The sequence below is a fragment of the Kitasatospora cineracea genome (genome assembly GCF_003751605.1).
Lineage (GTDB): Bacteria > Actinomycetota > Actinomycetes > Streptomycetales > Streptomycetaceae > Kitasatospora > Kitasatospora cineracea.
Map to the genome: position 1 here is coordinate 85,547 of NZ_RJVJ01000002.1, position 26,559 is coordinate 112,105.

The following is a 26,559-nucleotide window of genomic DNA, read 5'->3' on the forward strand; positions in this document are numbered from 1 at the left end:
GTCGGCTCCCCTGCTACTTGACGGACTTGAGGCCGATGACCGCGTAGTCGATCTGGCCGGACCAGATCGGCGAGCCGAAGGCGCCGGCGATGTTGGAGCCGACCAGCAGCGGCTTCTTCTGCCAGACCAGCGGGACGGCGGGCGAGGCGTCCATGATCCTGGCGTCCAGGTCGAGCCAGGCGGCGTTGGCCTTCTGCAGGTCGTCCATGGCGGCGATCCGGTCGAGTTCGGCGTTGACCCCGGGGTCGTTGAACCGGGTCATGTTGCCGTTGTTGCCCTTGTCCTTGACCAGGCGGCCGTCGTAGATCATCGGCAGGAAGGTGGCGGCCGACGGGTAGTCGGGGCACCAGCCGAGCTGGGTGAGGCCGGGCTGCTTGTCCTTGTCGCCGACGATGGAGTTGACGGCGGTGGGGTCGACGGTGGTGATGGTGACGTTGACGCCGGCCCGCTTGAGGGCGGCCTGGAGGGCTTCGGCCTGCTGCTTGCCGCCGGTGGAGGTGACCAGTTCGGTGTCGAAGCCGTTGGGGAGGCCGGCGTCGGCGAGCAGCTGCTTGGCCTTGTCGGGGTCGCCGGCGGGCTTGATCATGAAGTGGTCGACGGGGGCGCCGCTGGTGAGGGCGGGCGGCAGGTAGGTGGTGGCGATCTCGTTGAATGCGGGGCCGCCCATCGCGGCGGTGAAGGACTCCTTGTCGACCGCGTACTGCATGGCCCGGCGCACCTGGGCGTTGTCGAACGGCGCCTTGGTGGTGTTCATCTCGAGCATGGTGGTGCAGCCGCCGCTCTCGCTGATCAGGCGGCTCTTGACCTCGGGGTTGGTGAGCACCTCGGAGATCTTCGCGGGGGTCAGGTCGACGTAGGAGACGGCGTTCTTGTCGTCGCCCTGGTCGGCGATCAGCCGGTCGGCGATGCCGGTGCCCTTGAGGGTCTGGTCGACGACGATCCTGTCGGGGTACGCCTTGCGCACCGGGTCGGTGGCGGCGTCCCACTCGGTGTTGCGGACCAGCACCATGCGCTTGCCGCGGTCGTAGCTCTCGATCTTGTACGGGCCGGAGGAGACCGGGTGGTTGGAGTAGTTGGCGCCGGTCTCCTTGGCCTTGGGGACGGGCGAGAAGGTCGGCAGCGAGACGGTGTAGCCGAACTCGGCGACCGGGCGCTTGAGGTGGAAGACGATGGTCTTCGCGTCCGGGACCTCGATCGCCTCCGGGCCCAGCCGCTGGCCGCCGAGCGGGCCCTGGTAGCCGGCGGGGGCGTTCAGGTAGCGCACCGCGTAGTCGGGGCCGCCGGGGAGTTCGGGGGAGAACGAGCGCTCGACGTTGTACTTGATGTCGTCGGCGACGATCGGGGTGCCGTCCTCGTACTTGAGGCCGTCCTTCAGGTGGAAGGTCCAGGTCCTGGCGTTGTCGCTGGGGGTGCCGAGATCGGTGGCCAGGTCGGCCTCGAGCTTGAGGCCGTCGGCGCCGGGGGCGGCCTTGAAGGTGGTGAGGGTGCGGTAGAGCATCCGGACGCCCACGTCCATGACCGGCATGGTCCAGTTGCGGGCCGGGTCGAGCTGGTCGAAGTCCTGGTTCGACAGGATGGTGAGGGTGCCGCCCTTCACCGGCGTCCCGCCGATGATGCCGTTGCCCTGGGTGGTCACGCCCGCCTGGTCGCCGCCGCCTCCGCTGTTGCTGCTGCTGCACGCACCGAGGCCGAGGGCGAGGGATGCCGCGATGGCCGCCGCGAGGGCGACGTGGGAACGCCTGTTCATGTGCAACTCCGGGAATGGGGGCCGGTCTGCCGTTCAACGGGGGATCTGTGCCGCCCGGGGTCTGGCCCGCTCTGAGGTGTGACCCGTAACATAGTAATGTGAAATTGCACTGCGCAATGAGGCGGCCGGACCGTTACCGAGCCGTGTCATTGCCACCCGCGGAGCAGGGCAAGTCCCCACTCCGCCAGCCGAGTTGCCCCCTTCACCTCCCTCCCCCACCCCCTACCCAGCTCGGAGGAGCCCCCGACGATGACCGACCAGCCCGCCCTGAACACCGGCAGCCACGACCTCCCCGTCACCCCCGCCCTGGCCGCCTACATGGCCGGCCAGTGGGCCGCCACCCCGCTGCCCGCCGAGGAGCGCGTCCCCGGCTACCCGTACTTCCCGGCCCGCCGCGCCAAGCTCGCCGCCGCCTTCCCCGGCGAGCGGCTGCTCGTCCCCGCCGGGCAGTTGAAGGTCCGCAGCAACGACTGCGACCACCGCTTCCGCCCGCACAGCGCCTACGCCCACCTCACCGGTCTGACCGGCGAGGAGCAGGTCGGCCACGTCCTGGTGATCGAACCCGACGGCGAACCCGTCCTCCACCTGCGCCCCCGCTCCGACCGCGCCGCCGGCTCCGCCGAGTTCTACCGCGACCGCCGCTACGGCGAGTTCTGGGTCGGCCGCCGCGCCGACCTCGGCGAAGCCGCCCGCCTCACCGGCCTGCGCACCGCCCACCTCGACGACCTGCCCAAGCTCCTCACCGGCTCCACCCCCACCCGGGTGCTCTCCGGCGTCGACCCGGCGCTCGACGCCCTGACCGGCCGCCCGTCCGCCGCCCACACCCTGGCCGACGGCCAACTCGCCTCCGCGCTCGCCGAGTTGCGCCTGATCAAGGACCCCTGGGAGGTCGAACAGCTCCAGCTCTCCGTCGACCACACCACCGCCGGCTTCGCCGACGTCGTCCGCGCCCTGCCCGCCGCGCTCCGCCACCACCGCGGCGAACGCCGGCTCGAGGGCGCCTTCAACGCCCGCGCCCGCGCCGAGGGCAACGGCACCGGCTACGAGACCATCGTCGCCTCCGGCGCCCACGCCTGCGTCCTGCACTGGATCCGCAACGACGGCCGGCTGAACCCCTCCGACCTGCTGCTGCTCGACGCCGGCGTGGAGACCGACACCCTCTACACCGCCGACATCACCCGCACCCTCCCGCTCTCCGGCACCTTCACCCCCGCCCAACGCGACCTCTACGACCTCGTCCTGGCCGCCCAGGACGCCGCCATCGCCACCCTCCGCCCCGGCGCCTCCTTCCGCGACTTCCACCGGGCCGGCATGCGCGTCATCGCCGAGGGCCTCGCCTCCTGGGGCCTGCTCCCCGTCTCCGCCGAGGAAGCCCTGCACGAGGACTCCGGCCTCTACCGCCGCTACACCCTCTGCGGCAGCGGCCACATGCTCGGCCTCGACGTGCACGACTGCGCGAAGGCTCGCGCCGAGACCTACCTGGACGGCGTCCTGGAGGAAGGCATGGTCCTCACCGTCGAACCCGGCCTCTACCTCCAGCCCGACGACCTCACCCTCCCCGCCGAACTCCGCGGCATCGGCATCCGCATCGAGGACGACCTCGTCATCACCCCCGACGGCGCCCGCCTGATGTCCGCCGCCCTCCCCCGCGAAGCCCCCGCCCTCGAATCCTGGATGGCCACCCTGCTGAGCTGACCGCCCCCGCCCCGGACGCGCACCGACAGGGGCGCGGGGGCCGCGCGGCCGGATCGCCGCACGGCCCCCGCGCCCCGGCTCCCCCTCACCCCTCGCGCAGCGCGTCCTGCCACAACTCCCGCGTCACGTCCGCCGCCCGGCCCGCCCGGGCCTTGCGGTGGGCCGTCCCCGCCCACAGGTGCATCGCCGCCAGGTCCTCCCGGCGCCCCGCGGCAGCCCTGAGCGGCTGGGTGAGGTGGTGCACCTCCGGGTACGCCGCCGGCGCGTGACCGTCGTGCCGGTCGATGAACGCGTTGCGCAGCCCGCGCGCCGGCCGCCCGGTGAAGGCCCGGGTGACGGTGGTGCCCTCCAGTTCGACCAGGGCCCTGCGGTGCGCGGCGGACGCCCCCGACTCCTCGGTGCGCAGGTACGCGGTGCCGAGCTGCACGGCCACCGCCCCGGCCCGGAGCGCCGCGGCGATCGCCGCCCCGTCCCCGAGCCCGCCCGCGGCGATCAGCGGCAGCGGCGTCACCTCCCGCACCGCGGCCAGCAGTTCGAGCAGCGGCAGCGTCCCCGGCCGGTCCTCGATGCGGTGCGTACCGCGGTGCCCGCCCGCCTCCGGGCCCTGGACGGTGAGCGCGTCGAAGCCCAGCGCGGTCGCCGCCCGGGCCTCCTCCGGACTCGTGACCGTCCCCACCTGCCGGATCCCCGCCGCCCGGACGGCGGCCGCCTCGGCCGGCTCGGGCAGCCCGAAGGTGTACGACACCCACTCCACCGGCTCCCGCAGCAGCGCCTCGATCTTGGCGTCCCAGTCGTCCCGGTCCGGCGCGATCGAGACCGGCAGCTCCACACCCCACTGCAACGCCTCGGGCAGCAGCCGCTCCCGGTACGCCGCCACCGGCCCCGGCACCGCGGCCGGCCCCGGCACGAACAAGTTCACGCCGACCGGACCGCCCGTCAACTCCCGCAGCGCCCCGATCTGTTGAAGCATCCCCACCGCACTCCGGTAACCCGCCGCCAGGAACCCGAACCCCCCGGCCCCACCCACCGCCGCCACCAACTCCGGCGTCCCCGCCCCACCCGCCATCGGCGCAGCCACCAACGGCACCGCCCAGCCGAACTCCATCCCGCACTCCCTCACCACACCACCGACCCCCGCCCGACCACACCCTACGCCGCCCGCCCGGCCCTTCACTCGCACCTCACTCGCACGCCCGTCACGCCGCCGCCCCCGGTTGCACGCTGGAACGCCGCTCCGCCGGTAGCGTGACGGGCGTCACACCCGGTGGCCGTCACATCGGGGGTGGCGGCGGGGTCAGAGCTTCGTCAGCGCCCGCCACGCAAGCACGCACGACAAGGAGCCACCACCGTGGACGCACGTCTCAACTACTTCGGCAACCAGCTCGGCGCGAAGTTCCTGAAGTACATCAACTCGGCCGGCCACGCCCTGGGCCTGTCCTCGCTGCCGGCGGCGACCCAGGAGCTGGTGAAGATCCGCGCCAGCCAGATCAACGGCTGCGGTTTCTGCACCGACATGCACACCAAGGACGCCGCGCACGCCGGGGAGACCCAGCTGCGGCTCAACCTGGTCGCCGCCTGGCGCGAGGCCACCGTCTTCACCGAGGCCGAGCGGGCCGCGCTGGAGCTCACCGAGCAGGGCACCCGGATCGCGGACGCCGCGGGCGGGGTCTCCGACGCGGCCTGGGCGGCGGCGGCCGAGCACTACGACGAGGAGCAGCTGACCGCCCTGGTCAGCCTGATCGCCCTGATCAACACGTACAACCGGATCAACGTGATCGTCCGCCAGCCCGCGGGCGACTACGTCCCCGGCCAGTACGCCTGACCCACCCCGCCCCGGGGGGCGGGCGTCCGCCCCGGACACCCGCCCCCGGCCGGCCCCGCCCCCCTCCGCGCTGTCGGACGGCGCTGCCACAATCCCCGGCATGACCCGGTGCGACTACTTCTCCGCCCCCGACGACGCCACCGCCGTCGCCGTCCTCGACGCCCCCGGCGGGCCGGACGGGGCGGGTCTCGACACGGTGCCGCTGAAGGGCGTCGACCCGGTGGTGGTGATCGCCCGCCTGGAGGCCGTCCTGACCGGCTGCACCTACGAGGAGGCCCACGCCCGGCCCCGCTCGGGCCGGCTGCTCTCCGACCCGCAGCACGACGAGGCGTTCGTCGTCAGCCTGACCGGCACCCTGGCCGAGGCCCTCGCCGCCCTCCCGCCCGACCGCCTCCTCCCCGCCGCCACCGCCTGGTCCGCGACGGAGGAACTCCGCCTCGACGGCGTCACCCCCGACACCGCCGCCGACGCCCTGCACGCCCTGTCCGCCCTCGCCCACCGCGCCCGCACCGACGGCCGCCACCTGTACTGCCGGTGGTCGCTCTGACCTCCCCTCAGTCCGGTACTCCGGTTGCCGCGGCCCGCCCCGGCCGCCGCCGCCCGCCGGACGGTCCGCCTCCCCCGCCCGGGTGACCGGGTGACCGCGGGCCGGGGCCGGGGCCGGGGCCCGGCGTCAGCCGGTCGTCCGCGTCACCGGGATCCACAGCTGCGCGGACGACTCCCCGGGGGCGTCCGGCGCGGGCCGGACCCGCAGGATCTCCGGGCCGGGCCGGTACTCGTAGGGGTTGGAGGGGATCCACCGGGCGGCCACCTCCGCCCACATCTGCTGGAGCGCCTGCGGGAACGGCCCGGTGTTCTCGAACACCGCCCAGCTGCCCGCGGGGCACTCCAGCACGTCGAGGTCGGCGGGCAGCCGTCCGGCGTCCGCCCCGCTGACCACCGCGTGGTAGTAGTCGAGCAGGCTGCCCTCCGCGAAGCCGCCCGGTCCGTCGGAGCCCTCCTCGGGCAGCCGGACGGTCGCCGAGAGCAGGCCCTGCGGTTCCTGGTCGGACAGTTCGGTGATCCGCCGCACGGTGTCCGCCGGGATGCCCCGGATGTGTTCGGCGATGTGCGGGTTGACCCCTTCGTAGATCAACGGGACCCGGGCCTTCCTGCCCACGACCCGGAACGCTTCCTTCTCCACGATGCGGTACCGCATGGTGGTGCTCCCTTCGACGACGAGACGGAAGGAGAGCCGGGGCTGTGCGTTCAGCACCGCGCCGGAGCGCCGGGCCTCCCCGGGCCCGACCCCGTGCTGGGCCCGGAACGCCCGGGCGAACGCCTCGCCGGAGCCGTAGCCGTACCGGACGGCGACGTCCAGCAGTGACGGTTCCCCGGCCAGTACCTCGGCCGCCGCGACGGTCAGCCGCCGGCGCCGCACGTACTCGGACAGCGGCATCCCGGCCAGCGACGAGAACAGCCGCCGGAAGTGGTACTCCGACGTGGCGGTGATCCGGGCCAGTTCGGCCACCTCCAACCGCCGGTCGAGGTGCTCCTCGACGTGGTCCATCGCCTGGTTCAACCGCTCCAGCAACCCCGCTCCCCTTCCCTTTTCCTTGTCCTCGACCCTAGGGAGGGGCACCTGCCCCGCACCCGACATTCCCTGCCCGCTCCTATCGGGTCGCCCGGCTCACCGCCCCGCAGCGCAAGCCGACCACACCTACCACCCCCCACCCCCGCCGGATCACTCCGCTCACCGCCCCGCAGGACGGATCAACCCGGCCGCGAGGCCCGCGGCGATGGCGGAGGTCCGGGAGTCGACGCCGAGCTTGTCGTAGATGTGGACCAGGTGGGTCTTGACGGTGGCTTCGCTGATGAACAGGCGCTTGGAGATCTGCCGGTTCGGCAGGCCCTCGGCGAGGAGTTGGAGGATCTCCGCCTCGCGCGGGGAGAGCGAGGGGCGGCCGGCCCGGACCCGGCCGAGGAGGCGGGCGGCGACGGGCGGGGCGAGGACGGTCTCGCCGCGGGCGGTGGCCTGGATCGCGGCGGCGAGGTCCTCGGGCGGGGCGTCCTTGAGCAGGTAGCCGGTGGCGCCGGCCTCGACGGCGGCGAGGATGTCGGCGTCGGTGGAGTAGGTGGTGAGCACCAGGACGGCGGGCGGGTCGGGCAGCGCGGTGATCCGGCGGGTGGCTTCGACGCCGTGCATGCCGGTGCCCATCTGGAGGTCCATCAGGACGACGTCGGGGCGCCGGTCGGCGGGCAGCCCGGCGAGCAGGTCGAGTGCGGCGGCGCCGTCCGCGGCCTCGCCGACGGCGGTGACCTCGGGCAGCTCGTCGACCATGGCGCGCAGCCCGCGCCGGACCACGGGGTGGTCGTCCACCACCAGGACCCGGATCACCGCCGCACCCCCGCGAGCGTGAACCGCCGCCCGGCGACCCGCAGCGCACCACCGGGAAGCCGCCCGCCGGCCGCCGCCTCCCCGGCCGCTTCCGCCGCAGCGGCCGTCGGCGGGTCGACGGCGCGCAGCGGGAGCGTCGCGGCGACGGCGGTGCCCTCGCCGGGCGCGGATTCGACGGTGAGGGTGCCGCCGAGGGCGGCGATGCGTTCGTGCATGCCGTGCAGGCCGAAGGAGTCGGGGGCGGGTGCGGTGGCCGGGTCGAAGCCGGTGCCGTCGTCGTAGACGTCGAGGGTGACGGCGTCGTCGAGGTAGCCGAGGGTGACGGCGATGTGCGGGGCGGCGGCGTGCCGGACGGCGTTGGCGAGGGCTTCCTGGGTGAGGCGCAGCAGCGCGACCTCGGCCTCGACGGGCAGCGGGTACGGGTCGCCGTCGCGGTGGAAGGCGGCGTCGGCGCCGTCGGCGAGGCGGCGCAGCGCGTCGGGGAGGGTGGTGCCGTCGAGGGCGGGCGGGGTGAGGGCGTGGACGAAGCGGCGGGCCTCGGCGAGGTTGGCGGAGGCGGTGCGCTCGATCTCCTCCAGCAGCGGCGCGGCGTCGGGGGCGCTGCCGGCCTCGCGGGCCAGCAGCACGATGCCGGCCAGGCCCTGGGCGAGGGTGTCGTGGATCTCCCGGGCCAGGCGCTGGCGTTCGGCGAGGCGGCCGGCTTCGCGCTGGCTGGCGGCGAGTTCGTCGCGGGTGCGGACCAGGTCGTCGATGAGCTGCTGGCGGGCCCGGCTCTCCCGGTAGAGGGCGGCGTAGCCGTGGGCGGTGAGCAGGGCGACGGCGAGTCCGGCCAGCGGGCCGAGGACCTTGGCGGTGGTGAGTCCGCCGGGGGTGGTGGTCTGGGCGGCGACGACGGCGGCGGTGAGGGCCAGGACGGCGGGCAGCGCGAGGCGCGGCGGCAGGACGTGCAGGCAGACGAAGTACAGCGGGAAGGCGAGGTAGCTGAACTCGGGGTGCTGGAGGGTGAGTCCGATCCACAGGGCGGCGACGGCGAGCAGCCAGCCCGCGCCGAGGGCGCGCGAGGTGCGGACCGGCCGCAGCACGCCGCCGGCCGCGTAGCAGGCGGCGAGCGCCCCGGCGGTGGCCCAGCCGCCGGGGCCGAGCGCGCCGTCGGCGGCGGCCCGGGCCAGCAGGACGGCGAGCAGGGCGAGGAACAGCCCGTGCACGGCGAGGTTGGCCAGCCGCAGCGCGGGGGTGGGGCCGGTCGGGGAGCGGTGCGCGTCGGTGGTCGGGGTTTCGGTACGGGGCACGCTGTCCGAGGGTACGGGGCGGTGGCGGCGGCGGGCGGTGGCGCGGCATCAACCGTTCGATGGATTTCCGGCTGCACCTCTCGACGGGTGCGCACTCCGTCCGTCTCCCCGATGGCAGCGGGGCCGGTGCGGGCGAGTCTGGGGTGGTCTGCTCCGGTGTCCCTCCGAAAGGTCTCCCGTGTTCGTCGCTTTGCGTGACATCCGTTTCGCCCGTGGGCGGTTCGCCCTGATGGGAGCGGTGGTCACCCTGATCACGACCCTGGTGGTGTTCCTGTACGGCCTGACCGGCGGCCTGGCCTCGGCGGCGTCCTCGACGATCGCCGAACTCCCGGCGGACGGCGTGGTGTTCGGTGCGCCGGCGGGTGCGCAGGCGGAGGTGTCGTTCGCGTCCAGCACGGTCTCGCCGGCCCAGCGGGACGCGGTGGCGGCGGCGGGGGCGGGGGCGGTGCACCCGCTGGGGGTGGCGATGTCGCGGTTGACGGCGGGCGGCGGCGCGGCCTCGGTGAGCGTGCTGGGCACCGACCCGGAGCTGCTGCCGCCGCTGGTGCGGGGCGCGGCCCCGGCGGACGGCCAGCTCGCGGTCGGCACCGGCCTGGCCGCCGAGTACCACCTCTCCCCCGGCAGCCGGGTGAGCGTCGGCGCGCAGGAGTTGACGGTCTCGGCGGTCACCGCCGAGCGTTCGCTCTCGCACGCCCCGAGCGTGTGGACCACCCCGGAGACCTGGCAGCGGGTCTCCGGCCAGCACCAGCCCACCGCGCTCGCGGTCCGCGGCACCCCGCACGGCCTGCCCGCCGACCTGCGGGCGGTGTCGCTGGGCGACGCGCTGTCCGGCATCAACGGGTACGCGGCCGAGCAGGGCAGCCTGCAGCTGATCCAGGGCTTCCTGTTCGCGGTGAGCGCCCTGGTGGTGGGCGCGTTCTTCACGGTGTGGACGGTGCAGCGCCGCCCGGACATCGCGGTGCTGAAGGCGGTCGGCGCGTCCAGCGGCTACCTGGTGCGCGACGCGCTGGCCCAGGCGGCGGCCGTGCTGCTGGCGGGCGCGCTGCTGGGCGGGGCGCTGGGCGCGGCCGGCGGGGCGTTCGCGTCGGCCGCGGTGCCGTTCGACGTGGGCGTCCTGACCGTCGCCGTGCCGGTCGGCGCGATGGTGCTGCTGGGCCTGCTGGGCGCGGCCCTCGCGGTGCGCCGGATCACCGCGGTCGACCCGCTGGCGGCGCTGGGCGCCAACCGATGACCACCCACCCCACCCCGGAAGGCCCTGCCATGACCACCACCCCGACCGCCGGAACCGACCTGCGCACCGGCCTCGCGCTGCGCGGCGTGACGCTCGGCTATCCGGACGGCGAGAGCCGGCTGATCGCCCTGGACGAGGTCGAACTGGCCGTCGCTCCAGGCGAGTTCACCGCCATCGCGGGGCCGTCCGGCTCCGGCAAGTCCAGCCTGCTGGCGGTCGCGGCGACGCTGCTGCGCCCGGACCGCGGCGAGGTGCTGGTCGACGGCGTGGACGCGGGCGCGCTGGACGAGCGCGAGCGCACCGCGCTGCGCCGCGAGCGCCTGGGGATCGTCTTCCAGCAGTCGAACCTGCTGGCCTCGCTGACCGCCGTCGAGCAGCTGCTGGTCCTGGAGTCGGTGCGCGGCCGCCGCCCGGCCCGGGCCCGCACCCGGGCCGAGGAGCTGCTGGAGTCGGTCGGCCTGGCGGGCGCCAAGCAGCGCCGCCGCCCGCACCAGCTGTCGGGCGGCGAGCGCCAGCGGGTGAACATCGCCCGCGCCCTGTTCGGCAGCCCGTCCGTCCTGCTGGTGGACGAGCCGACCTCGGCCCTGGACCACGAGCGCGGCGCCCAGGTGGTCGACCTGCTCGCCGAGGTGACCCGCACCCACCGCACCGCCACCGTGATGGTCACCCACGACCGCGAGCTGCTGGGCCGCGCCGACCGCGTCCTGACCATGCAGGACGGCCGCCTGCGCGCCTGACCGCCCGGCCCGCCGAGCACCCGGCCCGCCGAGCACCCGGCCCGCTGACCGCCCGCTGTCGACCAGCTGACGGTCCGTCGGGTCGTCAGCGGGCCGGCAGCCGCAGCGCGCTCTCCGGCTCGGCGGGCCCGTCGGCGGGCTTGCCGCCGGCCGCCCACAGGTGGCGGATGTGGCCGAGGTGCCGGGTCATGCAGGCTTCGGCGGCGGCGGCGTCGCCGGTCAGCAGCACGTCCAGCAGTTCCAGGTGCTCCTCGGCGGAGCTGACCAGTTCGCCCTGCTGGTCGAGCCGGTTGAGGCCGTACAGCCGGGAGCGCTTGCGCAGGTCGCCGACGGTCTCGACCAGGCGGGCGTTGCCGGCCAGCGCGAGCAGGTCGAGGTGGAACTGGCGGTCGGCCTCCAGGTAGCCGATCAGGTCGTGCTTGCGGGCGGCCTCGACGATCGCCGCGGCCTGCGGGCGCAGCGCCTCTAGCTGTTCGGCGGTGGCGGTCCGGGCGACCTGGCCGACGGTGGGGACCTCGATCAGCGCGCGGATCTCGGTGAACTCGTCGAGGTCCCGGTCGGAGAGCTCGGTGACCCGGAAGCCCTTGTTGCGGACGGCCTCGACCAGGCCCTCGCGGGCCAGGTCGAGCATCGCCTCGCGGACGGGGGTGGCGGAGACCCCGAAGTCGGCGGCCAGCGTCGGGGCGGAGTAGACCACCCCGGGGCGCAGCTCACCGGAGATGAGTGCCGCACGCAGGGCGTGGGCGACCTGGTCGCGCAGCCGCTCCTGGACGGAGATGAGGTTGCGGGGCTTGAGGTCGGCCATGGTGTTCCTCCGGAGGTTCAAACAGGGCCCCATTGTACAATGTCACGTTGCGGAGAGTGAATGCCCTGCGTGCGGCTGTCGCTGTCCGTGTCCCCGGGTCCCAGCCTTCCGTCCCCGTGCCCGGACCCCGACCCGGACCCCGACCCGGCCTCGGCCCCGCGTCCCCGTCCCCCGGACCCCCGTCGCGGCGCCCTACCTCCCGGCCGACGCGTACTGCGCCGCCGCCACCGCCAGATCCTGCCACGCCATCCCGACGCTCTTGAAGAACCTGGGACGATCATGGCGGACGGCGGCCCGGCCCGTGACCAGTTCCGCCAGATTCGCCATCCGCTCCGCCCCGGCCCCCGCCAGCAGCAGGTCCCCGGCCTCGCGCAGCGCGACCTCCCGGGCCTCCACGAACAGGTCGGCCCGCGCCACCAGCCTGGCGTCCACCTCGCGGGCGTCCGGCTCGTGCGAGCCGACCGCCGCGACCACCGCCCGGTCCGGCACCAGGCGGCCGTCGAACAGCGGGGTGCGGGCGGTCGTGCAGCACACCACCACGTCCGCCCCCGCCACCGCCTCCGGACCGCCGACGGCCGCCGCCAGGCCCAGCCCGGCCGCGTACGCCGCCACCTCGGCGGCCGGGCCCGGCCGCCGCGCCACCACGGTGGCCCGTTCCAGAGCGGGCAGCACGGCCCGCAGCGCCGCCAGGTGCCCGACCGCCTGCGGCCCGGCACCGAACACCACCAGTTCCCGGGCGTCCGGCGCCGCCAGCGCCCGCACCGCCAGCGCGGTCACCGCGGGCGTCCGCAGCGCGGTCAGCGCGGCCCCGTCCAGCAGTGCCAGCGGCTGCAGCGTCGGCCCGTCCAGCAGCAGGTAGGACCCGGTGATCCGGGGCAGTCCGACCGCCGGGTTCCCGGGCGCCACCCCCGCGACCTTCACCCCCGCGAAGCCCCCGGCCGCCGCGGGCATCAGCAGCAGCTCCCCCGCCGGCACCGCCACCCCGACCCGCGCCGGGCACCCCTCCACGTCCAGCCCGCCCAGCAGCACCCGTTCCAGCGCCGCCACCGCCTCGGCCGGTCCGAGCGTCAGCGGCAGCTGCGCGAGGCCGCCGGTCACAGCAGGAACCCCGGGCCCAGGGTGTCCTCGGGGTCGAGGACGAAGCGGTGCTCGCCGGTGCGGTGGGCGGTGCCGGTGACCTCGGTGACGGTGCCGTCGGCCCGCGGGGCGCGGACCCGGCCGGTGAAGACGGTGCCGATGACCGAGTCGTGGCGCAGCGTGCGGCCGGGGTCGATGGCGCCCTCGGCGGCGAGCAGGGCGAGCCGGGCGGAGGTGCCGGAGCCGCACGGGGAGCGGTCGATCTGGCCGTCGGCGAAGACGGTGACGTTGCGCTGGTGCGGGCCGGACGGCGTGTCGGGCAGCTCGTCGTACAGGATGACGCCGTAGACGCCGTCGCGGTGCCCGGCGAGCGCCCGGTGGCCCTCCAGCGCGGTGCGGACCTCCCGTCCGGCGGCGGTGAGTTCGGCGAGCTCGTCGGGGACGACGGACAGGCCGAGCGCGGCGGCGGGCAGCGAGGCGTAGACCGCCCCGGAGTCCGCCAGGTCGACCCGGAGCGTCCCGCGCGGGGTGGCCAGCTCGACCCCGCGGGCCAGCACCCGGGTCGGCACGTTGCGGAAGGTGACCGCGGTGGTGCGGCCGCCGCTGCGGTGCACGGTGGCGCCGACCCGGCCGGAGGGGACGTCGATGCGGACCAGGGCGGTGCCGTCGTCGGGGGCGGCGACCAGGCCGGTGTCCACGGCCCACGCGCCGAGCGCCATGGTGCCGTGGCCGCAGGCGGTCGAGTAGCCGTCCTTGTGCCAGAACAGCACGCCGAGGTGCGCCTCGTCGTCGTCCGGCGGCACCACGAACCCGCCGTACATGCCGGCGTGCCCGCGCGGCTCCCGGGTCAGCAGGCGGCGCACGTCGTCCAGCGCGCTCGGCCGCGGCGCGGTGGCCCGGCCGCCCGCGCCGATGGCGATCGAGCGGCGTTCGGCGACGGTGTCGCCGGGCACCGGCGGCAGGCCCGCGACGACGATCCGGAACGGCTCGCCCGCGGTGTGGTAGTCGACGGTGGAGACCAGGTTGATCAGCTCCCCGCCCCGGCGGGCGGTGGGGTGACGGTCCATCAGCACTCCCCGGCGGGCAGCACGCTGACGGTGCGCGCGGCGGTGTAGAAGTCGAGCGCGGCCCGGCCCTGCTCGCGGGCGCCGTACGAGGCGCCCTTGGCGCCGCCGAACGGCAGGTGGAAGTCGACGCCGCTGGAGGGCGCGTTGATCCGGATCATGCCCGCGTCCAGCCGGTCCGCGGCGGCCAGCGCCACGTCCAGGCTGCGCGAGTGGACGGAGGCGGACAGGCTGTGCCGGGTGTCGTTGGCCAGCGCGAGCGCCGCGTCCAGGTCGGCGGCGGGCAGCAGCACGGCGAGCGGGCCGAAGAACTCCTCGGTCAGCAGCGGGTGCCCGGCGGGGACGTTCTCCAGCAGGGTCGGCTCCAGGAACCAGCCGGCCCGGTCGGCCCGCGCGCCGCCGGCCAGCACGGTGGCGCCGCCCGCCCGGGCGGTGTCGATCGCCCCGGTCAGCCGTTCCAGCGCCGGCCCGCCGATCACCGGGCCGCAGACGGTGGCCGGGGCGGCCGGGTCGGCGGCGGGCGTCTGCCCGAGGGCCTTGGCGAGGGCCTCGGCGAGCGGCTCGTAGGCGTCGCCGACGGCGATCACCCGGCTGGTCGCGGTGCACTTCTGGCCCGCGTAGCCGGCGATGGCGTTCGCCAGGTGCGCGGCGGCCTGCGCGATGTCGGCGTCCGGCAGCACCAGGGCGGCGTTCAGGCCGCCCATCTCGGCCTGCACCGGGATGCCGCGCCCGCTCGCCCCGGCGACCACCGAGCGGCCGACCCCGGTCGAGCCGGTGAACGAGACGACGTCCGCGCCGTCGATCAGCGCCGTCCCCGCCTCGGCGCCGCCCGGCACCACCGTGAGCACGCCCTCGGGCAGGCCCGCGAGTTCGGCCAGCCGCAGCGCGCAGGCCACCGCCTCCGAGGACGGCTTGAGCACCACCGCGTTGCCGACGGCCAGCGCGGGCGCGGCCTTCCAGGTCGGGATCGCCAGCGGGAAGTTCCACGGCGTGATCAGCCCGGCCACCCCGTACGGGCGGCGGCGGGTCAGCAGCAGGCCCGGCCCGGCGGCGGGCTCGTGCACCTCCCCGGCGGGGGCGAACGGCGCCTGCGCGTAGTAGCGCCAGATCGCCGCCGTCCGGGCCACCTCGCCGCGCGCCTCGGCCACCGGCTTGCCGACCTCGCGCACCGCCAGCGCGACCAGTTCCTCGGCCGCCGCCTCGATCGCCGCCGCGGCCCGGCCCAGCGCCAGCGAACGCCCGGCCGCCCCCAGCGCCCACCACCCGCGCTGCGCCTCCCGGGCCCCCGCGATCGCCGCCGCGACCTCGGCGGTCCCCGCCGCCGGCACCGAGGCGACCAGGTCGTCGGGGTCGGCGGGGTTGTACGAGTCGATGGTGCTCATGCTCAAGGGCCTTTCACAGAGGGATGGTTGACGGGTCCGGGGCGGTCCGGCGGCGCTACAGCAGGAAGCCCGCCGGGAACGGGTCCGTCGGGTCGAGGAAGTACTGCGCGGTGCCGGTCACCCAGGCCCGGCCGGTGACGGTGGGGACGACGGCGGGCAGTCCGGCGACGGTGGTCTCCTCGACCAGGCGGCCGGTGAAGGTCGTCCCGATGAAGGAGTCGTTGCGGAACTCGGCGCCGACCGCCAGCTCGCCGCGCGCGTGCAGCTGCGCCATCCGCGCCGAGGTGCCCGTCCCGCAGGGCGAGCGGTCGAACCAGCCGGGGTGGATGGCCATCGCGTGCCGGGAGTGCACCGCGTCCGAGCCGGGCGCGAGCAGCTGGACGTGGTGGCAGCCGTGGATGGACGGGTCCTCGGGGTGCACCGGCCGGTGCGCGTCCGAGGCGTTGACGGCGTCCATCATGGCCAGCCCGGCGGCCAGGATCTCGTCCTTGCGCCCGCGTTCGAACGGCAGGCCGAACTGCTCCAGCGGCAGGATCGCGTAGTAGTTGCCGCCGTACGCGAGGTCGTAGGTGACCGTCCCGTACCCGGGCACCTCCAGCTTCCGCTCCAGCGCGACCGCGTACGAGGGCACGTTGCGGATGGTGACGCCGACCGCCGCGCCGTCCTGCACCGCGACCTCGGCGACCACCAGCCCGGCGGGGGTGTCCAGCCGCACCGTGGTGACGGGTTCGACCACCGGCACCATGCCGGTCTCCACCAGCACGGTGGCCACGCCGATGGTGCCGTGGCCGCACATCGGCAGCAGCCCGGAGACCTCGATGTACAGCACCCCGAAGTCGGCGTCCGGCCGGGTCGGCGGCTGCAGGATCGCGCCGCTCATCGCGGAGTGGCCGCGCGGTTCGCACATCAGCAGCGTGCGGAACGCGTCGAGGTGCTGCTGGAAGTGGGTGCGCCGTTCGGCCATGGTGGCGCCGGGGACGGTGCCGAACCCCCCGGTGATCACCCGGGTGGGCATGCCCTCGGTGTGCGAGTCGACGGCGTGGAAGACGTGACGGGTCCGCATCGCGGTGCTCTCTCCAGTCGGCTGACAACGGGTCCTGGCCTGCGGCGGTCCGGGCCGGATCCCCCCGGGTCCGGCCCGGACCGCCGTGCGGCGACGGCTACTTGTGGCCCTCGGCGAGCGCCTTCCCGGTCGCGGCGCGCACCGCGGCCTCGATCTCCGGGACGAGCGGCAGGCGCGGGGCGCGGGTCGGGCCGCCGGGGCGGCCGGCGATGTCCATCGAGAGCTTGATCGACTGGACGAACTCGGTCTTGGAGTCCCAGCGCAGCAGCGGGTGCAGCGACCTGTAGAGCGGCACGGCGGTGGCCAGGTCGCCGGAGACGGCGGCGTGGTACAGCTCGGCGCAGGTCGCGGGCAGCGCGTTCGGGTAACCCGCGATCCAGCCGACCGCGCCCGCGACCGCCAGCTCCAGCAGCACGTCGTCGGCCCCGATCAGCAGGTCCAGCCCGGGCGCCAGCTCACCGATCTCGTACGCCCGGCGGACGTCGCCGGAGAACTCCTTGACCGCCACGATCGAGCCGTCCGCGTGCAGTTGGGCGAGCAGCGCGGGCACCAGGTCGACCTTGGTGTCGATCGGGTTGTTGTACGCGACGACCGGCACCCCGACCCGCGCCACCTCGGCGTAGTGGGCCCGCACCGCGGCCTGGTCGGCCCGGTAGGCGTTCGGCGGGAGCAGCAGCACCGACCCGGCCCCCGCCTCGGCGGCCTGCTCGGCCCAGCGCCGCGACTCGGCACTGCCGTAGGCGGCCACCCCGGGCATCACCCGGGCCCCGTCACCGGCCGCCTCGACCGCGGTCGTGACGACCTTGGCGCGCTCCTCGGGCGTCAGGGTCTGGTACTCGCCGAGGGAGCCGTTGGGGACGACGCCGTCGCAGCCGTTGTCGATCAGCCAGCGGACGTGCTCGGCGTAGGCGTCGTAGTCCACCGTGAGGTCGTCACGGAAGGGCAGGGTGGTGGCGACCATGATGCCGCGCCAGGGACGGGCGGGGTCGTGCGGGGTGCGGGTCACGGGGATCTCCCTTGATATGATGTGTGACATTTTACAAGTGGGCGACGCGGCTCCACAAGGGGACCCGCCGCCCGAGTCGATCCGGCACCCGCCTCCCGACGGGCCGACCGAAAACCTTCCCGGCCCCGGCCCGCCAACAGGCGGGCCCGGAGCCCGACTTACCCACCGAAGACGGCAACCCGCCCCGCCCCCGGCACCGGCCGCGCACTGCCGACCGGCCTGCCGAGCCACCCGGCCCCGGCCCCCGCCGGAGAGGCCCCCGGCACCGACCCGGCCAGCCGACCAAAGCGCCCGACTCGGCCCCGCGCCGGGGACAACCCCGACACCAGCCCTTCCCGACCGCCCCGACCGCCCCGACCGAAGCAGCCCGATCCCGGCCCCGCGCCGGAAGGACCGGCCCCCGCCGCCGACCGGCCGAAGCGCCCGGCCCCGCACCGACGACGGCAACCGCCCTCCCCGGCACCGGCCCGACTCGGCCGCCCCGGCCGCCGCCCGCTAGTCCGGCCCCGGCCCCGGCTGCTCCACCGACCGCACCGGCTCCGCCAGTTGCGCCAGCGGCACCGGGCAGGACAGCGGCCGGCTGTCCGGCCGCCCCGCCGCACCGCCGCCACCGGACAGGCAGGCCACCGCGGGCCCGCACATCCGGCCCTGGCACCAGCCCATGCCGGCCCGGGTGAGCAGCTTGACCGTCCGGGCGTCCCCGGCGCCGAGTTCCGCGACGGCCGCCCGGATCTCCCGGGCCGGGACCTCCTCGCACCGGCAGACGTCGGTGTCGTCGGTGACCCAGCCGGTCCAGTCCGGCCCGGGCGCGTGCGCGGCGGCCATCAGCGCGGCGAACGCGCGCCGCCGCCGCCGGACGGCCACCTCCCGTCCCCCGTCCGGGCGTCCGGCGACCGCCCGGGCGGCCAGCACGCCTTCGGCCAGCGCCAGGTCCGCGCCGCCGACCCCGCAGGTCTCCCCCGCCGCCCACAGCCCGGGCACGCTGGTGCGCTGCCGGGCGTCGACCTTCAGGGCGACCGCGCCGTCCGGCCCGGTGACCGTCTCGGCGCCCAGCTCGGCGGCCAGTTCGATCTGCGGCACCAGCCCGTGCCCGATCGCCACCGCGTCGCAGGCGATCCGCCGTTCGCTGCCGGGCACCGGTTTCCAGCGGGCGTCGAGCCGGGCGACCGTGACGGCGGTGACCCGGTCGGTGCCGTGCGCCTCGACCACCGCGCTGCTCCGGCGCAGCCGCACCCCGTGGCGCAGCAGCCGTGCCCCGTGCGCGGTGCCCTCGGCGAGCTTGCCGGGGTTGCCGGTCAGGACCGGCAGCCCGCGGGCGTAGCCGAGGTACGAGGTGGCCTCGACGATCGCGGGGACCTCCGCCCCGGCCGCGACCAGCGAGGAGGCGGCGGCCAGCAGCAGCGGGCCGCTGCCGGCCACCACGATCCGGCGGCCGGGCAGCACCAGGGAGGACTTGAGCATCGCCTGCGCGCCGCCCGCGGTGACCACGCCGGGCAGCGTCCAGCCGGGGAAGGGCAGGTGCCGCTCGTAGGCGCCGGTGGCCAGCAGGGCGGCGCGGGCCAGGACGGTGGCCCGGTCGCCGGCCCCGGGGCCGCGGGTGGCGTGCAGGCGCCAGGGCCGCCGCTCGTCGCCGGGGACGCCCGCCTCGGCCGCCCACACGTGGTGGCCCGGCAGGTGGTCGACCAGCGGCGAGGCCGCCAGCCGCGCGCGCAGCCGGGCGAACGCCGTCCAGCCGTGGTGCAGCTTCTCCGGCCGGGCCGCGCCGAGCTCCGGTGCGGGGTGCCGGTAGTACTGGCCGCCGGGGCGGCTCCCGGCGTCCAGCAGCGCGACCCGCAGGCCGAGTGCGGCGGCGGTGTCGGCGGCGGCCAGTCCGGCGGGGCCGGCGCCGATCACCGCGAGGTCGTACACGCCCGCGCGGCCGGCGCCCGGCTCAGACTTCGAGGTCGGCATGGCCGTGCCCCTCCTGGGTGGTGACGGTGTCGCCGGGTTCGGCGGGCAGCAGGCACAGGCGCTGGTTGGGGCGGCCGTTGACGGTGGCCAGGCAGTCGAAGCACTGGCCGATCCCGCAGAACGCGCCGCGCGGGCGCCCCCCGTTCCGGGTGGTGCGCCAGGCGAGCACGCCGTCGGCCCACAGCGCGGCGGCCAGCGTCTGCCCGGGCAGCGCGGGCACCGGCCGGCCGTCGAACAGGATGGTGCGGGCGGGTCCGGGTTCGGCGCCCACCAGGTCGAGCGGGTCCACGGCTACTCCTCTCCTCCACGACGTGTGCGGCACCGCACCGGTCCTCTCAACGCCCGCCCTCCCCGTCCCCGAACCGCTCCGGCCGGAACGGCGTCAGGTCCGGCCCGGGGTCGGCCCCGGTGAGCTGGCGGCTGATCAGCAGCCCGGTGGCGGGCGCCAGCCCGATGCCCGCGCCCTCGTGCCCGCAGGCGTGGTAGAGCCCGGGCACCCGGGCGTCGCGGCCGAGGGCGGGCAGGTGGTCGGGCAGGTAGGGGCGGAAGCCGCGGTAGCAGCGCTGCACCTGGACGGTGCGCAGCACCGGGAAGAGCGCGGCGGCCTGGGCGGCGAGCCGGTGCAGCACCTCGGGGGCGAGGGTGCGGTCGAAGCCGACCCGTTCGCGGCTGGCGCCGATCAGCACCGGCCCGGCGGGGGTGCCCTCGACCACGGCGGAGGACTGCAGGTCGGCCGAGCCGGAGGCGACGTCGGCGACGTAGTCGGCGGCGTAGACCTTGTGCCGGACGATCCGCGGCAGCGGTTCGGTGACCAGCACGAAGCCGCGCCGGGGCAGCACCGGCAGCCGGACCCCGGCCAGCGCGGCGAGTTCGCCGCCCCAGGTGCCGGCGGCGTTGACCACGGCGGGCGCGGCGATCTCGCGGCGTCCGGTGACCACGCCGGTGACGGCGCCGCCGGGGCCGCGCAGCAGTGCGGTGACGGCCTCGCCGAGGTACCGGTCGGCGCCGGCGGCGCGCAGCAGGTGGGCGGCGGCCAGGGCGGGCTGCACCTGGGCGTCCTGCGGGTACAGGTAGCCGCCGGGCAGGTCCTCGGCCAGGTGCGGTTCGAGGTCGCGCAGTTCGTCGGCGGCGACCGGGACGGCCTCGACGCCGGCGGCGCGCTGGGCGGCGGCGAAGCCGTGCAGCAGGTCGAGTCCGGCGGGGGCGGTGGCGACCACCAGGCCGCCCTTGGGCTCGTACTCGACGCGGTCGCCGAGTTCGGCGGCGAGTTCGCGCCACAGGCCGGCGGAGAGCAGGGCGAGGTCGAGTTCCGGGCCGGGTTCCTTGTCGGAGACCAGCAGGTTGCCCTCGCCGGCGCCGGTGGTCCCGCCGGCCACCGGCCCGCGGTCCACCACGGCGACCTTCAGGCCGGACCGGGCGGCGTAGTAGGCGCAGGCGGCGCCGACCACGCCGGCCCCGACCACCACGACGTCGTAGGGGTTTCGCTTGAGCACCTCAGTAATATGTCACATGGTTCGAACCCCGGGCAAGCACCCCACCAGCACCGATCACCCCCCACCAGAAAACCCGGAAGGCCGGAAGCTTCGGAAGCCCGGAAGCCCCGGAACGCCGGACGGCCCCGGACCACAGGGTCCGGGGCCGTCCACCGCCTCGACGGGCAGTCGGCTCATCAGGTGATGTCGTCGTCGATCTGGTCGCGGCGCGCGGCCGGGACCGGCGCCGGGGCCTCCACCGCCTCGACCCCGCCGACCGACTCGGCGTCCGCCACGCCCTCGACCGTCAGGTCGACGTGCGAGGCCTCCTCGTCGCTCAGCCCGGCGTCGGGGTTGCGGGCGGCCTTGCGCTTGTCGTTGAGCAGCGCGACCCCGGCCGCCAGGAAGTACAGCGCCCAGATCGGCGCGGCCAGCGCCAGCATCGACAGCGGGTCGGTGGACGGGGTGGCGAAGGCCGCGAACACCGTGATGCCCATGACCATGGCGCGCCACCAGCCGAGCAGCCGCTTGCCGCTGAGCACCCCGACCAGGTTCAGCATCACCAGGAACAGCGGCAGTTCGAAGCCCGCGCCGAACACCAGCACCATGCGGGTGATCAGGTCCAGGTAGGTCTCCACCGGCACGATCGACTTGACGCCGTCCGCGGTGAAGCTGATCAGCATCTCCGCGGTCAGCGGCATCACCACGTACGCGAGCACCGCGCCGGCCAGGAACAGCGGGGTGCCGACCAGCAGGAACGTCACCGAGTAGCGCTTCTCGTGCTGGTGCAGGCCCGGCGAGACGAACTTCCACAGCTGGTACAGCCAGACCGGGGTGGCGGCCACCGCGCCGGCCGTGAGGCTGACCTTCAGCATCACGGTGAACGGGGTGGTCAGGCCGATGTTGGAGATCTCCGCGCAGTGCTTCAGCCCGTCCGGCAGCGTGCCGTCCGGGTTGCAGGCGGGCAGCGGCTTGATCAGGAAGTCCAGCAGGGCCTTGTGGTAGAACGCCGCGACGATCGTGAAGACGATGATCGCCAGCAGCGACTTGACCAGCCGGTTGCGCAGTTCGCGGAGATGGTCGGCGAGCGCCATCCGCCCCTCAGGGTCCTTGGCCGCCTTGGTCGTCTTGCTCAACCCGGTCCTCGAATCGTGCGCTCGTCGTAGTCGGAGTGGTGCGGGAGCCCGACGTGAGTGTTCAGGCGGCCCGGTCGGTGCGGGACGCGCCCGGGGCGGCCTTGACCACCCGGTCCGGTTCGGCGGCGGGCCGCGCGGCCGGGGCGGGGGCGGGGGCGGCCGACGCCTGCCGGCCGGAGTCGAACTCCCGGCGCAGCGCCTTGCCCTCGCTCTTGAGGATCCGCAGCGACCGGCCCAGCGCCCGCGCCGCGTCCGGCAGCCGCTTGCCGCCGAACAGCAGCACCGCGAACACCGTGATCAGCAGCAACGAGCCGGGCGAAAGGAGACGCATCTCCGGAGCACCGCCTTCCTTGTCCGGGAGGTCCGGGAGGTCCGGGAGGCAGGGCTCCCCCTCTGCGGGCGATGGTAGCCGCTCGGAGTGTCGCCGCGGGAACCCGGTACCCAACGATCGGGTACCGGTCCTCCCCCGCTCTCAGCCGCCCTCGCCCGCCCGCTGCAGCGCGCCGACCGCGCCCTCCACCTCGCGGGCCAGCGCCCGGACGTCCAGCCACAGCCGCAGCGCGAGCACGCCGAGCACCAGCAGGCCCGCGGTGGAGAGCAGGACGGCCCCGACCAGGGTCCAGTTCACGTGCGGGCCTTCCTATCCGTCCATCGGCAGCAGCCGCATGGCGTGCACGCCGGCCTCGGTGAGCGCGGCGACGATCTTCTCCCCGGCGATCTTGCGGACGACCGCTCCGCAGGCCGGGCAGGTGAAGCTGTAGAAGGTGCGCTCCTTGCTGGCGCCGAGCGCCAACCGGAACTCGGGGGCCGGGAGTTCGACCTTCTCCCGGCACTGCGAGCAGTACACCTTGAATCTGGTGCCGTCGGCCACGTGGTTCAGACCTGTCCGTCCCGGTAGTGCTCCAGCGCGGCCAGCGCGGCGGTGCGGGCCTGTTCGGCGAGCCGGGCGGGGGCGGTGATCCGGCCGTCCCGGCCCAGCCGCAGGGCCAGGGTGCGCAGGCCGGACGGCTCCGCGGAGCGCAGGGTGATCCGCAGGCCGCCGTCGGGGAGTTCCTCGGCGCTGTCGTGGGTGTAGTACTCGGCGACCCAGCGGCCGCCGGGGCCGACCTCGACCACCACCTCCGGGTCGTCGGCGGTGGGGGCGACCAGCCCGGCGGACAGGTCGCGGGGCTGCAGGCGGGGCGGGTTGGCGGGCTCGTCGAGCACCTTGATCTCGGCGATCCGGTCGAGCCGGAAGGTGCGCCGGTCCTCGGAGGTGCGGCACCAGCCCTCGAGGTAGGTGTGGCCCTCGGTGACCAGCCGGATCGGGTCGACCTCGCGCTCGGTCAGCTCACCGCGGCCGTGCGACCAGTAGCGCAGCCAGATCAGCCGGCCCTCGCTGAGCGCGCGGTCGATGTCGGCGAAGACGGTGCCCTCGGCCTCGAAGGTGACGCCGACCCGGGCCGCGGACTCGGCGCTCTCGCCGGCCGCGTCCTCGATCTTGGCGACGGCCCGGGTGAGCGCCTGCCGGTCGCGCTCGCGCAGCCCGGGCAGCCCGGCCACCGCGCGGGCGGCGACCAGCAGCGCGGTGGCCTCGTCGGCGGCCAGCCGCAGCGGCTGGGCGACGTCGTCCACGTTGTGCCACCAGATCCGCTCGCCGTCGGTGTCGATGTCGAGCAGGTCGCCGCCGCGGAAGGAGGTGCCGCACATCGGCAGCACGTTGAGGTCGCCGATCAGTTCCCGCTCGGTGATCCCGAACGCCCGTGCCACCTCGGCCACTTCGGCCCCGGGCCGCTCGCGCAGGTAGGTGACCAGCGACAGCATCCGGCGCGTCTGGTCGATCGCATTGCTCACTGGGAAACCTCCGCGAGGCCGGCGACGGCGCGCAGCCGGTCGATGACGTCGGCCCGCAGGTCCTCGGGGCCGATCACGATGACGTCGGGGCCGTACTCGGCCAGATCGGCGCCCAGGCCGTTGCCGTACGGGATGTCCAGCTCGTCCCAGTCGGCGTCCACCGGCCGGGTCTCCAGGGCGCGCTGGCGCACCGGGTAGGCGGCGCCGGAGCGCACCTTGACGGTGGCGACCGCGGTGGCGCCCTCGCCGGCGAACCGGGCGACCACGGCCCGGACGTCCACGTGCTCGGGCACCTCGCCGGTGAACGCGCCGGCCCGGGAGCGGACCTTGCCGGTGATCCGGGAGAGCCGGAACACCCGGGCCGAGCCGCGGTCGCGGTCGTAGCCGGCCAGGTACCAGTGGCCGCGCCAGCACTCCAGCGCCCAGGGCTCCACCGAGCGCGGCCCGGCGGTGGCGGCGCCGGCCTTGCGGTAGTCGAAGGTGACCGGGCGGCGGTCCCGGGCGGCGGTGAGCAGCGGCTCGAACGCGGCCTCCCGGCCGGGGATCCGCGGCTCCAGCGCGCCGTGCTCGCGCTCCTCGGCGAACGGGACGCCGGCCGCGCGCAGCTTCTGCAGCGCGCCGCTGGCGGCGCCGGACATCTTGGCCTGCTGCCAGACCCGGGCGGCCAGCGCCAGCGCGGCGGCCTCCTCCGCGTCCAGCGCGATCTCCGGGAGGCGGTTGCGGTCGCGGCGGGCGAGGTAGCCGACCTCGCCGTCGAGCGCGTTCTCGTCCACGTCGATGATCAGGCCGAGTTCCCGCAGGTCGTCCTTGTCGCGCTCGAACATCCGGTTGAAGGCGTCCTCGGAGCCCTGCTGCCAGGCCTCCCGGTACGCCTCGACGGACTCGCGCAGCTCTTTCTTGGAGAGCGGACGCCGGGTGTTCATCAGGCACAGGGCTAGGTTCATCAGCCGCTCTGCCTTGGCGATCGCCATCGCTGACCCTTCCTCCGATCGGGGGTGACCTGCCTGACCGTACCGGTACGGGCACGTTCAGAGAAAGCCGCACCCCCGGCTCCTGGCGGAACCGGGGGTGCGCGGGTGCGTCCGAGGTCAGACGCCCAGCAGGTCCACCACGAAGATCAGGGTGGAGCCGGCCGGGATGAGCGGGCTCGGCGACTGGTTGCCGTACGCCAGGTGCGGCGGGATGACCAGCTCGCGGCGGCCGCCGACGCGCATGCCCTCGACGCCCTGGTCCCAGCCCTTGATGACCCGGCCGCCGCCCAGCGGGAAGCGGAAGGTCTGGCCGCGGTTCCAGGAGGCGTCGAACTCCTCGCCGGAGGCGAAGGTGACACCCACGTAGTGGACCTCGACGACCGCGCCGGCCTTGGCCTCGGCGCCGTCGCCGACCACGATGTCGCGGATCTGGAGCTCGGTCGGGGCGTCGCCGCCCGGGAAGTCGATCTCCGGCTTGGTCAGGCTCACGATTGCTCTTCTCGTTCGGTTGCGTGAACGGGACTCATCCTAGGCGCACCCGGGGTGCGTCAGCCGTCGCTGCCGCCGACCCCGGCGTCCAGGATGTCGACCACGAACACCAGGGTGGAGTTGGCCGGGATGCTCTCGCTGGCCTGGTCCTTGTAGCCCAGCGAGGCGGGGATGACCAGTTCGACCCGGCTGCCGATGTTCTGGCCGACGATGCCCTTGTCCCAGCCCTCGATGACGCTGCCGGCGCCGGTGGTGAAGGTGAACGCCTGCCCGCGGTCGAGCGAGGAGTCGAACTTCTTGCCGTCCTTGTACAGCGCGCCGGTGTACTGGACCAGCACCTTCTCGCCGGACTCGATCTTGCGGCCCTTGCCCTGGATCAGGACGTGGCTCTTCAGCTCGGTCGGGTCGGCCGCGCCCTTGACCGGGGTGATCTCGGCGGGCTTGGTGCCGTTGTCCTTGACCTGCGGGAAGTCCGCGGGCGGCGCGGTCACGTCACCGGAGAGCACCGCGCCCGGGGCGGTGGCCTGCCGGATGTCCAGCACGAAGACCAGGCTGTCGGTGCCGGCGATGCCCAGCTGGGTGTTGCCCTGCGCGCCGAACGCGGCCCCGGGCGGGGCGACCACCATCAGCCGGCTGCCGGCCTTGTGGCCCTCGACGGCGTTGTCCAGCGCGGGGATCAGCGACCCGCCGCCGGCCTGGTACAGCTGCGGCTTGCCGTTCTGCTCCCCGTACGAGCCGGGGATCTCCTTGCCGGTCTGCCAGTCCATCGCCGTGTAGTCGACGGAGACCCAGTTGCCCTTCTCGACCTTCGCGCCGCTGCCCGCGGACAGCTCCTTGACCACGAACGTCCCGTCCGGGGCGTCCTTGGGCAGCGTGATGGTCGCCTTGGAGCCGAAGTCTCCGGCGACCGTCGGCAGCACCTTGGCGCTGTCCTTGATCGGCGGCACCGGCGCCTGGGTCGGGGCCGAGGCGCTGGGGCTGGCCGAGGCCGAGTCCGCCTTCGCGGTCGGCTTGCTGTCGTCCTTGTTGACGTAGTACATCGTCACCCCGGACGCGACCAGCAGCACCGCCAGGACCGAGCCCAGGATCACCCCGAGCCGGCCCACCCCGCCCGGGTCCTCGTCGTAACCCGCCTCGGAGAGCGGCACCTTGCGCTGGTTGGACGCGAAGACCTGCGGTGCCTGCTCGGTCTTGGCATCGGGACTGGCGGGGGCGGTGGGCGGGGCCCAGCCCGCCTGGGTCAGCATCTCGGCGGGGACGACGATCGACTCGCGGTCCACCGAAGGCTTGTTCCCGGTGTTGTCGGCCTCGCCCGGGCTCGACGCTTTCTCAGACATGACTCCCCATTCGACTCGCCCGACGACGCGTGTACCACTGGTGCGGGGCAGCAGTATGTCAGGTCGGCATGAGAGC

27 protein-coding genes are annotated in these 26,559 nt (G+C 75.1%); 5 read left to right on the forward strand and 22 right to left on the reverse strand.

Annotated features, from left to right (window positions below):
• Positions 1-13: 13 nt before the first annotated feature.
• Positions 14-1,747, reverse strand: coding sequence for an ABC transporter substrate-binding protein (locus EDD39_RS26915; RefSeq protein WP_123561063.1), 1,734 nt, complete (start codon positions 1,745-1,747; stop codon positions 14-16).
• 249 nt (positions 1,748-1,996) lie between these two features.
• On the opposite strand from EDD39_RS26915, the gene EDD39_RS26920 reads away from it, so the two are divergent.
• Complete coding sequence (locus EDD39_RS26920; protein ID WP_123561065.1) at positions 1,997-3,442, forward strand: aminopeptidase P family protein; 1,446 nt, start codon at positions 1,997-1,999, stop codon at positions 3,440-3,442.
• An 85-nt stretch (positions 3,443-3,527) separates the two neighbouring features.
• On the opposite strand, the gene EDD39_RS26925 is transcribed toward EDD39_RS26920, so the two are convergent.
• A complete protein-coding gene (locus tag EDD39_RS26925; protein ID WP_123561068.1) occupies positions 3,528-4,547 on the reverse strand; it encodes a nitronate monooxygenase in 1,020 nt (339 codons plus the stop codon).
• A gap of 243 nt (positions 4,548-4,790) precedes the next feature.
• Between EDD39_RS26925 and EDD39_RS26930 the strand changes: the two genes are divergently transcribed.
• Positions 4,791-5,264, forward strand: coding sequence for a carboxymuconolactone decarboxylase family protein (locus EDD39_RS26930; RefSeq protein ID WP_030458387.1), 474 nt, complete (start codon positions 4,791-4,793; stop codon positions 5,262-5,264).
• A 100-nt stretch (positions 5,265-5,364) separates the two neighbouring features.
• Positions 5,365-5,811, forward strand: coding sequence for a hypothetical protein (locus EDD39_RS26935; RefSeq protein ID WP_123561070.1), 447 nt, complete (start codon positions 5,365-5,367; stop codon positions 5,809-5,811).
• Between the two features lie 126 nt (positions 5,812-5,937).
• Here EDD39_RS26935 and EDD39_RS26940 read toward each other — a convergent pair whose 3' ends face one another.
• The 3 genes from EDD39_RS26940 to EDD39_RS26950 all read right to left on the reverse strand — a co-directional run bounded on the left by EDD39_RS26940 (position 5,938) and on the right by EDD39_RS26950 (position 8,930).
• Entirely contained in the window at positions 5,938-6,837 is a 900-nt protein-coding gene (locus tag EDD39_RS26940) for an AraC family transcriptional regulator (protein WP_123561072.1), read from the reverse strand.
• Between the two features lie 159 nt (positions 6,838-6,996).
• A complete protein-coding gene (locus tag EDD39_RS26945) occupies positions 6,997-7,641 on the reverse strand; it encodes a response regulator (RefSeq protein WP_123561073.1) in 645 nt (214 codons plus the stop codon).
• Positions 7,638-8,930 (reverse strand): sensor histidine kinase, encoded by a 1,293-nt coding sequence (locus EDD39_RS26950; protein ID WP_123561075.1) that lies wholly within the window; start codon positions 8,928-8,930, stop codon positions 7,638-7,640. The genes EDD39_RS26945 and EDD39_RS26950 overlap by 4 nt, the downstream gene beginning before the upstream one ends.
• Before the next feature lie 229 nt (positions 8,931-9,159).
• Between EDD39_RS26950 and EDD39_RS26955 the strand changes: the two genes are divergently transcribed.
• Positions 9,160-10,161 (forward strand): FtsX-like permease family protein, encoded by a 1,002-nt coding sequence (locus EDD39_RS26955; RefSeq protein ID WP_425269765.1) that lies wholly within the window; start codon positions 9,160-9,162, stop codon positions 10,159-10,161.
• Between the two features lie 29 nt (positions 10,162-10,190).
• Positions 10,191-10,898 carry an ABC transporter ATP-binding protein gene (locus tag EDD39_RS26960; protein ID WP_123561079.1) on the forward strand — a complete coding sequence of 236 codons (708 nt, stop codon included), beginning with the start codon at positions 10,191-10,193 and terminating at the stop codon, positions 10,896-10,898.
• An 85-nt stretch (positions 10,899-10,983) separates the two neighbouring features.
• Here the strand turns inward: EDD39_RS26960 and EDD39_RS26965 are convergent, their stop codons facing one another.
• The 17 genes from EDD39_RS26965 to EDD39_RS42255 form a co-directional block, all read right to left on the reverse strand.
• Positions 10,984-11,703: a GntR family transcriptional regulator gene (locus tag EDD39_RS26965; RefSeq protein WP_123561081.1), complete on the reverse strand. Its 720-nt coding sequence runs from the start codon at positions 11,701-11,703 to the stop codon at positions 10,984-10,986.
• Positions 11,704-11,895: 192 nt separating this feature from the next.
• Positions 11,896-12,801, reverse strand: coding sequence for an ornithine cyclodeaminase family protein (locus tag EDD39_RS26970; RefSeq protein ID WP_123561083.1), 906 nt, complete (start codon positions 12,799-12,801; stop codon positions 11,896-11,898).
• Positions 12,798-13,847, reverse strand: a complete 1,050-nt coding sequence (locus tag EDD39_RS26975) for a proline racemase family protein (RefSeq protein ID WP_123561085.1) — start codon at positions 13,845-13,847, stop codon at positions 12,798-12,800. Before EDD39_RS26975 ends, EDD39_RS26970 begins: the two co-directional genes overlap by 4 nt.
• Positions 13,847-15,226, reverse strand: coding sequence for an aldehyde dehydrogenase family protein (locus tag EDD39_RS26980; RefSeq protein WP_123561087.1), 1,380 nt, complete (start codon positions 15,224-15,226; stop codon positions 13,847-13,849). The genes EDD39_RS26975 and EDD39_RS26980 overlap by 1 nt, the downstream gene beginning before the upstream one ends.
• Before the next feature lie 55 nt (positions 15,227-15,281).
• Entirely contained in the window at positions 15,282-16,289 is a 1,008-nt protein-coding gene (locus tag EDD39_RS26985) for a proline racemase family protein (protein WP_123561089.1), read from the reverse strand.
• Between the two features lie 97 nt (positions 16,290-16,386).
• Positions 16,387-17,250, reverse strand: coding sequence for a dihydrodipicolinate synthase family protein (locus EDD39_RS26990; protein ID WP_244257414.1), 864 nt, complete (start codon positions 17,248-17,250; stop codon positions 16,387-16,389).
• A gap of 540 nt (positions 17,251-17,790) precedes the next feature.
• Complete coding sequence (locus tag EDD39_RS42250) at positions 17,791-19,245, reverse strand: NAD(P)/FAD-dependent oxidoreductase (RefSeq protein ID WP_123561094.1); 1,455 nt, start codon at positions 19,243-19,245, stop codon at positions 17,791-17,793.
• Positions 19,226-19,534, reverse strand: a complete 309-nt coding sequence (locus tag EDD39_RS27000) for a (2Fe-2S)-binding protein (RefSeq protein WP_030458372.1) — start codon at positions 19,532-19,534, stop codon at positions 19,226-19,228. Before EDD39_RS27000 ends, EDD39_RS42250 begins: the two co-directional genes overlap by 20 nt.
• A gap of 46 nt (positions 19,535-19,580) precedes the next feature.
• On the reverse strand, positions 19,581-20,738 hold the full coding sequence (locus tag EDD39_RS27005; protein ID WP_123561096.1) for an NAD(P)/FAD-dependent oxidoreductase: 1,158 nt from the start codon (positions 20,736-20,738) through the stop codon (positions 19,581-19,583).
• 176 nt (positions 20,739-20,914) lie between these two features.
• Positions 20,915-21,811 (reverse strand): twin-arginine translocase subunit TatC, encoded by an 897-nt coding sequence (tatC, locus tag EDD39_RS27010; protein ID WP_123561098.1) that lies wholly within the window; start codon positions 21,809-21,811, stop codon positions 20,915-20,917.
• Positions 21,812-21,914: 103 nt separating this feature from the next.
• Positions 21,915-22,184: a twin-arginine translocase TatA/TatE family subunit gene (locus EDD39_RS27015; protein WP_123561100.1), complete on the reverse strand. Its 270-nt coding sequence runs from the start codon at positions 22,182-22,184 to the stop codon at positions 21,915-21,917.
• A 141-nt stretch (positions 22,185-22,325) separates the two neighbouring features.
• Positions 22,326-22,481 carry a hypothetical protein gene (locus tag EDD39_RS39860; RefSeq protein ID WP_162870220.1) on the reverse strand — a complete coding sequence of 52 codons (156 nt, stop codon included), beginning with the start codon at positions 22,479-22,481 and terminating at the stop codon, positions 22,326-22,328.
• Positions 22,482-22,493: 12 nt separating this feature from the next.
• The gene (locus tag EDD39_RS27020) at positions 22,494-22,724 is read right to left on the reverse strand and encodes a CpXC domain-containing protein (RefSeq protein ID WP_123561102.1); all 231 of its coding nucleotides are present in this window, start codon (positions 22,722-22,724) and stop codon (positions 22,494-22,496) included.
• Between the two features lie 5 nt (positions 22,725-22,729).
• Positions 22,730-23,656, reverse strand: coding sequence for a helix-turn-helix transcriptional regulator (locus EDD39_RS27025; protein WP_162870290.1), 927 nt, complete (start codon positions 23,654-23,656; stop codon positions 22,730-22,732).
• A gap of 26 nt (positions 23,657-23,682) precedes the next feature.
• Positions 23,683-24,657, reverse strand: a complete 975-nt coding sequence (locus EDD39_RS27030; RefSeq protein WP_030458367.1) for a helix-turn-helix transcriptional regulator — start codon at positions 24,655-24,657, stop codon at positions 23,683-23,685.
• A gap of 117 nt (positions 24,658-24,774) precedes the next feature.
• Positions 24,775-25,146 (reverse strand): FKBP-type peptidyl-prolyl cis-trans isomerase, encoded by a 372-nt coding sequence (locus EDD39_RS27035; RefSeq protein ID WP_030913967.1) that lies wholly within the window; start codon positions 25,144-25,146, stop codon positions 24,775-24,777.
• 59 nt (positions 25,147-25,205) lie between these two features.
• On the reverse strand, positions 25,206-26,483 hold the full coding sequence (locus EDD39_RS42255; protein ID WP_123561106.1) for an FKBP-type peptidyl-prolyl cis-trans isomerase: 1,278 nt from the start codon (positions 26,481-26,483) through the stop codon (positions 25,206-25,208).
• Positions 26,484-26,559 lie beyond the last annotated feature (76 nt).